General features: G+C 67.4%; 8 protein-coding genes, 1 tRNA gene and 1 pseudogene. 5 read left to right on the forward strand and 5 right to left on the reverse strand.

Features of this window, described 5'->3' with window-relative positions:
• Positions 1-145: 145 nt before the first annotated feature.
• Entirely contained in the window at positions 146-631 is a 486-nt protein-coding gene (locus EFK10_RS00520) for a helix-turn-helix domain-containing protein (protein WP_164835743.1), read from the reverse strand.
• Positions 612-1178, reverse strand: coding sequence for a cupin domain-containing protein (locus EFK10_RS53005; RefSeq protein ID WP_127353822.1), 567 nt, complete (start codon positions 1176-1178; stop codon positions 612-614). The genes EFK10_RS00520 and EFK10_RS53005 overlap by 20 nt, the downstream gene beginning before the upstream one ends.
• A gap of 144 nt (positions 1179-1322) precedes the next feature.
• Between EFK10_RS53005 and EFK10_RS00530 the strand changes: the two genes are divergently transcribed.
• From EFK10_RS00530 to EFK10_RS00545, 4 genes are read left to right on the forward strand one after another with little or no spacing between them, the layout of a single operon-like run.
• Complete coding sequence (locus EFK10_RS00530; RefSeq protein WP_127353823.1) at positions 1323-2585, forward strand: GMC family oxidoreductase; 1263 nt, start codon at positions 1323-1325, stop codon at positions 2583-2585.
• Positions 2536-3015 (forward strand): RICIN domain-containing protein, encoded by a 480-nt coding sequence (locus tag EFK10_RS00535; protein ID WP_164835745.1) that lies wholly within the window; start codon positions 2536-2538, stop codon positions 3013-3015. The genes EFK10_RS00530 and EFK10_RS00535 overlap by 50 nt, the downstream gene beginning before the upstream one ends.
• Positions 3012-3704, forward strand: coding sequence for a hypothetical protein (locus EFK10_RS00540; RefSeq protein WP_127353825.1), 693 nt, complete (start codon positions 3012-3014; stop codon positions 3702-3704). Before EFK10_RS00535 ends, EFK10_RS00540 begins: the two co-directional genes overlap by 4 nt.
• Positions 3592-4293 carry a hypothetical protein gene (locus EFK10_RS00545; RefSeq protein WP_127353826.1) on the forward strand — a complete coding sequence of 234 codons (702 nt, stop codon included), beginning with the start codon at positions 3592-3594 and terminating at the stop codon, positions 4291-4293. Before EFK10_RS00540 ends, EFK10_RS00545 begins: the two co-directional genes overlap by 113 nt.
• Positions 4294-4384: 91 nt before the next feature.
• On the opposite strand, the gene EFK10_RS00550 is transcribed toward EFK10_RS00545, so the two are convergent.
• Positions 4385-4588: a hypothetical protein gene (locus EFK10_RS00550; protein ID WP_127353827.1), complete on the reverse strand. Its 204-nt coding sequence runs from the start codon at positions 4586-4588 to the stop codon at positions 4385-4387.
• Positions 4589-4670: 82 nt separating this feature from the next.
• Positions 4671-4755: transfer RNA gene (locus EFK10_RS46860), tRNA-Thr, on the reverse strand.
• Here EFK10_RS46860 and EFK10_RS00555 point away from each other — a divergent pair.
• Positions 4752-5672 (forward strand): annotated as a pseudogene (locus tag EFK10_RS00555) (integrase); the annotation flags it as partial. The gene EFK10_RS46860 and the pseudogene EFK10_RS00555 sit on opposite strands and share 4 nt — an antisense overlap.
• A gap of 910 nt (positions 5673-6582) precedes the next feature.
• Here EFK10_RS00555 and EFK10_RS00560 read toward each other — a convergent pair.
• Positions 6583-7181: FadR/GntR family transcriptional regulator (locus tag EFK10_RS00560; RefSeq protein WP_164835746.1), on the reverse strand; the 599-nt coding region annotated here is incomplete at its 5' end.

Raw genomic sequence — 7181 nt, forward strand, 5'->3', positions numbered from 1 at the left:
CCGTCGCCTTCGCTCTCGCAGAGACCATGGACTTCGCTGTGTACGAGCCACTGCGACAATGCTCCACATCCGGGCCACACCGTAGCGGTACGGACTGGGCAACGTCAGCTCAAGGCCCGGACAAGCACACTGGTGAAAGCGCGAGCTAACGCCCTGATCGCAGCGTCTGCACCGGCTGCGTGCCGTACGCGGCTTCGTGCTCCGCAGCGAACCGGCCGAGGTTGGAAAAACCCCACCGGAAGGCGACGGTCGCCACGGTTGTCGCGGAAGGGTCGGCCGCCAGCAGTTCCTCGTGGGCGTGGCGGAGCCGCACAGATCGCAGATACCTCATGGGCGTGGTGCCCATGTAGCGCCGGAAGCCCTCTTGCAGCGATCGAACGCTGACGTGACTCTGCTTCGCAAGGGACGACGCCGTCATCGGCTCCTGCGGCTCGCTCTCCATGACATCGATGGCGGTGCGAACGGCCGTCGGCCGGGCAGGTTCGGGCGATGCGACAAGCGCCTGTCGGTATGGGTTGTCCGCGGCCAGTAGAAGACCGCGAACGAGGCTGTCCATTAGTGGACGACCGACCAGGGGCTCGTGTGCCAGGCTCTCGGGCCGAGCGAGCTGCTCATTCAGCAGCAGCGCCAACTGGGCCCAGTCTCTGGCGGCCCCCTCCGTGACATCCATACTCGCCTCGAACGCGATCTGTCCTGGTCCGGAGCACTGGTTCGCTTCCCAGCAGGTCCTTCAGCGCTCGCTCCACCGCCGCGCGGTCCATCTTGACACTCAGGTCGCGCGTGCCACCGGCCCACAGAGGAAGCGCCGTCTCCCCATCTGGCAGGTACACCGCAGCCCGCCCCGGGACAGCGATGACACGCTGTCCCCGGTGCTCCGACCGCACATGGCCGGTGAGCGGCAGATTCACGTGATATGTGTCCCTCGGCCCGTCACAATCGATCCGCACATCAATGCCGAACGTGACGTCGCTGAGGGTCACAGGGCCCATGCCTACGACGCGCTGCTCCATCGAAAAGCCTTCGGGCTCGGCCAGAGGCCTCAGCGTCTGCTCATAGAAGGCCGAACGTGCCAACTCCCCTGCGCGATCCACGCTGGACGTGCGGGCCCAGGACGAGGCATTCACTGACAGCGACCGATGATCGCTCAAAGGCACAGCACCTGGTGCATACCTGGACATGACGTCCACGTTACAGCGGTCTCACGCAACCGCGTTTTCTGGCCAGCACTGCGCGCTATGTGGGTAGTCCGTGAGGTGTCACACGAATGAGCATGGTTGGTGCGTATTTGAGATGTGCTGAGGCAAATAGAGAAAGGGGCACACATGCGTGCGCACGATTTCATTGTGGTGGGCGCCGGCACAGCCGGGTCCGTGATGGCGGCACGCCTCTCCGAAGACCCCGGTGTGCGCGTGCTGCTTCTGGAGGTCGGTGCAGCCGAAGGCCCGCCGGCCATGAGTGTGCCGGCTGCCTGGCCGACGCTGATCGGCAGCGAGGTCGATTGGGGTTTCAACACCGTTGCACAGGTCGGTCTCGACGGGGCCGTCCTACCGTATCCGCGGGGCAAGGTACTGGGTGGTTCGAGTGGCATCAACGCGATGGCGCACGTCCGTGCGCACCGTTCCAGCTACGACGACTGGGCGGCGGCCGGGGCCACGGGATGGGGATACGACGACCTGCTGCCCTACTTCCGCCGGAGCGAGACGACCGAGGGACGCGACCCGTACTACCGCGGCACCGACGGCCCCATGCATCCGATGGCTCCCCGGCGGCAGCCCCCCGCAGCCGTCGACTGCCTGGCGGCATTCAAGGAACTGGGTCATCCCTACTCGGCCGACCTAAACGGCGCCGATCAAGAAGGTGCGTCCTGGTACGAGATGACCATCGTCGACGGCAACCGTCAGTCCGCCGCCGACGCCTACCTGCGTCCGGTGATGCGGCGTCGGCCGAATCTCACCGTCATCAACGACGCACAAGTCCATCGCCTGATGATCTCGGGGAATCGCTGCACGGGAGTGGAGTACGCGGAGGCCAACGGCCAGAGGTGGACGGCCTGGGCCGACTCCGAGGTCGTCCTCTGTGCCGGAGTGATCGGCTCACCTCAGCTGCTGCACCTGTCCGGCATCGGGCCGGCGGACGCCCTGCGCTCGCACTGCATCCAGATCGTGGCAGACGTGCCCGGTGTCGGTGAGAACCTGTCCGATCACCCGCTCGGGAGCGTTGTCTACGCCGCCGCGCGCCCCGTCCCGCCCGGCGAGAACAACCACGGTGACATCCTCGGGGCCCTGCGCACCGATCAGACGCTGGATGAGCCGGACATGCACGTCCTCTTCTGCGACGTCCCGCTCACCCCGTCCGCGATGCTCGGCCCGGAGAGCGGCTTCACCATCGGATTCAGTCTGCTGCGCCCCCGCAGCCGCGGCTCGGTGCGACTCGCGTCGGCGGATCCCGGGGCCGCGCCACTGGTCGACCCCGGATTCCTCACCGACGAGCGTGACGTCGCCGGAATGCTGGCCGGCTTGCGCCTTGCCCGCGAGATTGGCGGCTCGGACGCCATGGCACGCTGGCGGAAGGAGGAAGTTCGGTGACGGCTCCGGCCCCATAGCGGGCCTGTCCGGCAAGTGCCTGGACGACGCCGGAAGCTCCACCGCCGACGGCAACCCGGTCCAGCTCTACAGCTGCAACAACACCCTCGCCCAGCAGTGGAAGCTCACCGGCGACACCCTCCAGGTCCTCGGCAAGTGCGCCGCCGTCAACGGCACCGTCAACGGCACCAAGATCCTCCTCGCCACCTGCGACGGCAGCGCCGCGCAGAAGTTCACCGTCCGCTCCGCGGACAAGAGCCTGTACAACGAGGACCTGCGCAACGCGGGCAAGTACTACGACGGTTCCGAGAAGGGCAGCGGCTCCCAGTACCTCTGGCAGGACGACAGGGTGTCGTTCCCAAGAAGGGCCTCTGGCACGGCGCCGACGGCAACCACACCGCCGCCGGGGCGACCGCCGACTTCATCAAGGTGACCTGGAAGAACGGCAAGATCGTCAGCGTCGAGACATGGGACGCCAACGAGAGCAACGCCAAGGTGTTCGACCCGGACACGACCGCCAAGGCCGTCAGCAACAAGATGGACCCCCAGGGCAAGGGCCAGACCCAGAACGTGGTCTACGTGGCGAAGAGCCAGGCCGAGGCGGAGGCGATCCGGGACCGCTTCGTGAGCAACAAGAACGTCCGGGTGATCTTCCCAGACAACCAATTCGACACCCATCGACTGCAGCCGCTGATCCGCAAGGTCCCTGGCGGAACCCTCACCATCATCCCCGGCGAGCAGGCGGGCAAGACCCCGAGAACGCCCACCCTCGCCGAACCGGAGACCGGGGGCGGCGGAGGCCGCATGGGTAAGATCATGGGCGCCTTCGGCGTCGTGGGCGAGCTCTTCACCATCTACGGCGCGATGCGCGATTACCAGTACTGGGAAAAGACCGGCTGCGACCCGACCGGGCTCATGGGCCCCCCTGCGGCCGCCAGCCGCCGACCTAGAAGCACCGGAAAACCAGAGAGAAGCAGGCAGAGCGCCCATGGTGAAGGAAAACGTGACCGTGTGCCTTCCCCCCTGCGACAGGGGGGAGGTCCACGAGGCCATCAGCGTGGCCATGGCCCCCTACGACTACAACCGCGAGGACGTCCCCGACGACCCCGAGTGGATGGGTGAGTGGGACTACTGGCAGATCGACGGCCGTGGTTGTGAATTCCCCGTGCTCCACAGGTCCGAAGACGACCCCCGCCTCATCAGGGGCGAGCTGGACCTACGAGGCCAACCCCGGGTCTTCCCGCCCGGCACCTGCGACGGCGGCCCACGTCGGCTCCTGGACTTCGACGCCGCCCGTCGGCCCGTGGCCGCCGCGGCCGCCCGCGACTTCCACGACTGGCACCAGTTCGCAGCCCGCCACCCCGCCGCCCGCCCGCTGGACTACTTCTGGGACAAGCACCGGGGAGACCCCGCCTACCCGCCCCGCCGCGTTCACGAGGAGTACCTCGGCCAGGCCATCCTCAAGGCTCTCCACGACGAACGGCCCGACCTGCGCGATCGGATCGGAAGCTACCCGGTGGGCGGCATCGGCGACGACCTCGCCGCCTACGTGGAGGAGCGGGCTTCGGCCGTCCTGCCCACCAACGCCCTGCTGACCCTGGACGGCCAATGGCGCGGCATCGCGGGCCTGGACCTCCGCCGCTACTTCAACGCCTACCTCGATGAGCTGTCGGCCGACGCGATCGTCGTACGCGTCGTATACCACGGGTAGGGCAGAGCGATCGGATCGCCATGGAGATGACGCTGCGAAGAATCCTCCCGATGGCCCGGAAATGGGATTCCGCCATGTCATGTCCCGGTTCTCAGGGGAACCCGACGGCGGCGTGGGTCTCGGCCGGGAATAGGAAGTCCTCGAGCGGATCCTTCTGAGTCAGCGCCCCAAGGAGATCGCCGAGCTTCTCAGCACCATGGGCGACATCCTGGGGGACGACGACCCCGGCAGTCTCGGGCACCGCGGCCGTCTTTTTCGGCACCACCGCGCAGACCGCCTCCCTGAGCACCGGCACCGTCGCGGCTTCGGTCCGCGGACACCGCCACACACGCGCTGGGCGGCGGACTGCCTTCCCAGCAGGCCTCTGGGGTTCACCATGGAGCCGCCTTCGGGATTCGAACCCGAGACCTACGCATTACGAGTACGAAAGCGATCGTGCCGCCTCGTGCTTCCTAGGGCTGCCACATCTCATTTTCGTCTCCCCGGACACGATTCTGAGGTGGCACCGCGACCTCATGCGCCGCCGCCACGCCGACGCCTCCCGTCGTAAGCAGCCCGGCCGACCACCCACCCTCCCCCAGCCTTTGGCCGGGAGGTGCCCCCAGCAGCGTCCAGGCTCTTGTCCTGCGCCTGGCCCGCGAGAACTCCGGGTGGGGCTACCGGCGCATCCACGGTGAACTCGCTGCCCTCGGCATCAAAATCGCACCCTCCACCGTGTGGGAGATTTTGAAGCAGCACGGATCGAGCCCGCTCCTGAACGCGACCGCCAGACCTGGGCCGCCTTCCTGGGCAGCCAGACCCACGCGATCCTGGCCTGCGATTTTTTCACCGCCACCACCCTTAACGGCACGAGCGTGTACGTCTTCGCCGTCATCGAACACGCCAATCGCCGCATTCGCGTCCTCGGCGCCACTGCACACCCCACCGCGGACTGGGTGACCCAGGCCGCCCGGAACCTGATCATGGACCTTCAGGACGTCGGCGTCACGGTCACACACCTGATCAGGGACCGCGACAGCAAGTACACCCGAGCATTCGACGCCGTCTTCGCTGCCGAGGGCATCGAGGTCGTCACCACCGGCATCCGCGTCTCCCGCATGAACTCGATCATGGAACAGGGGGCCCGGCCGAAGGCTGGGTGCGGGTGCAGACCTGCAGACACGAGCTACTCGACCGCACCCTGGTCTGGAACCAGGCCCACCTGCTCCACGCACTCGCCGAGTTCGCAGTGTTCTACAACCAGCATCGTCCCCACCGCACCCTGCGCAGCACCCCGGCGGCCAGCCCCCGAACCGATCACCAACCCCGACCGACTCGACCGGCTGGACATCTATCGACGTGACCGACTCGGTGGCATCCTTCACGAGTACGCACACGCGCCTGACCTGCCCGGAAGTAATAATCGGCACTCGCAGGTCGTGGACGCCCTCGGCGACGGCGTCACCGGTGTGGCCGTCGGTGACCGGGTCGTCGGCTGGGCCGACGCGCCCGCCGGGTCGTACGCCGAGTATGCCCTCGCCAGCGCGTGCACGGCACTGCCCGACGGCGTGGACTACCCGGCCGCAGTCACACTCCCGGTCGCCGTGGACACCGCGACCCGCGCTATCGACCTGCTGAAGGTCGGCGCCGGGGACACGCCGCTCATCCACGGCGCGAGCGGCGCGGTGGGCGTCGTCGCCGTGCAGTTCGCCGTCGCGCGCGGCGCCACGGTCATCGGTACCGCGTCCCAGGCCAATCAGGAGCGGGTGCGCGCGCTCGGCGCCATCCCGACGGTGTACGAGGCGGGGCTCCTGACCACGGTCCTGGCTGCCCGAGACGCCGTCCCTTCTCACCGCAGCGCCAGTGGGCACCGCGCTCGGCGCCCCCTCACCTCCGCTAACCCCTGCCGTCGTTGCCACCGGGTGCGGGTCTGGGGAAGGCAGCAGGGGGCAGGTTCGCGGGTCGTTGGAGGGGAGACGGCCCCGATGAGCTTCATGTCCATGCGAGCTCTGTGCGGGGGTACTTCCTTCTTGATCGACCGCAATGGCCGCAATTGAGCCGGCATTTCCTGCAGACGGCTCGCCAGGTGAGACGGCCGGTAAAGCGGTACCTGGCGCGATCAAGCCGCGCCTTTTAGCACAGCGCTCACCACAACCGGCGCCTTAAACGGCACAGCCTGCGGCGGTTTGGAGCCTCCCCCTGCAGAGTGGCTCCGGAGGACCTACCTCCATCTCCTGCACAGCCCGCCTGCGAAGGCCTCTACATCGACTCCTCCGTCAGCGTTCGTGGCACACGACCAGCACGGATGATTTATCGGCACGAGCAGCATCCAGTTTGCCGGCTCTGTTTGGAATGCCAGGAGTCCAGGATGTGCGCGCGCATCGCGGTGCGTGCTGCGAGTTCGTCGGCGTCGGTGATCGCCTGTGCGATCGCGGCGTGACCGAGGTGGGCGGCGGCGATCTGCTTGTCGAGCTCACCGCCGCAGTACCTGCTGCTGTCTCGGGCGTGATCGTGGATGCTTGTCACGACCGCTCGCGCGACGTCGTTGCCTGCCATCTGCATGATGTGATCGTGGAACTCGACTTCCAGGGCGAGGTACTGCTCGGGCCGCCTGAGCACGCGCTCCATCTCGGCCAGGACGCTGTTCATCTCGATCAGCTGTCGCTCGGTACGCCGGGTCGCCGCCGTTCCCGCCAGTTCGGACTCCAGCGCGCAGCGCACCTGGACGAGGTTGTCCAGCAGAGCGAGGCCGTCGTCGTGCCGGATGCGGGCGTCCAGGACTGTCGAGTCGAGCGGATCCCAGCGGGTGACTGGCGCGACCACGGTTCCCTGTCCCTGCCGGATGATCAGCAGTCCCTTGTGCTCAAGGGCCTTGAGTGCCTCGCGCACGACCACGCGGCTGACGCTGA

Source organism: Streptomyces soli, assembly GCF_003999195.1.
Classification (GTDB): domain Bacteria; phylum Actinomycetota; class Actinomycetes; order Streptomycetales; family Streptomycetaceae; genus Actinacidiphila; species Actinacidiphila soli.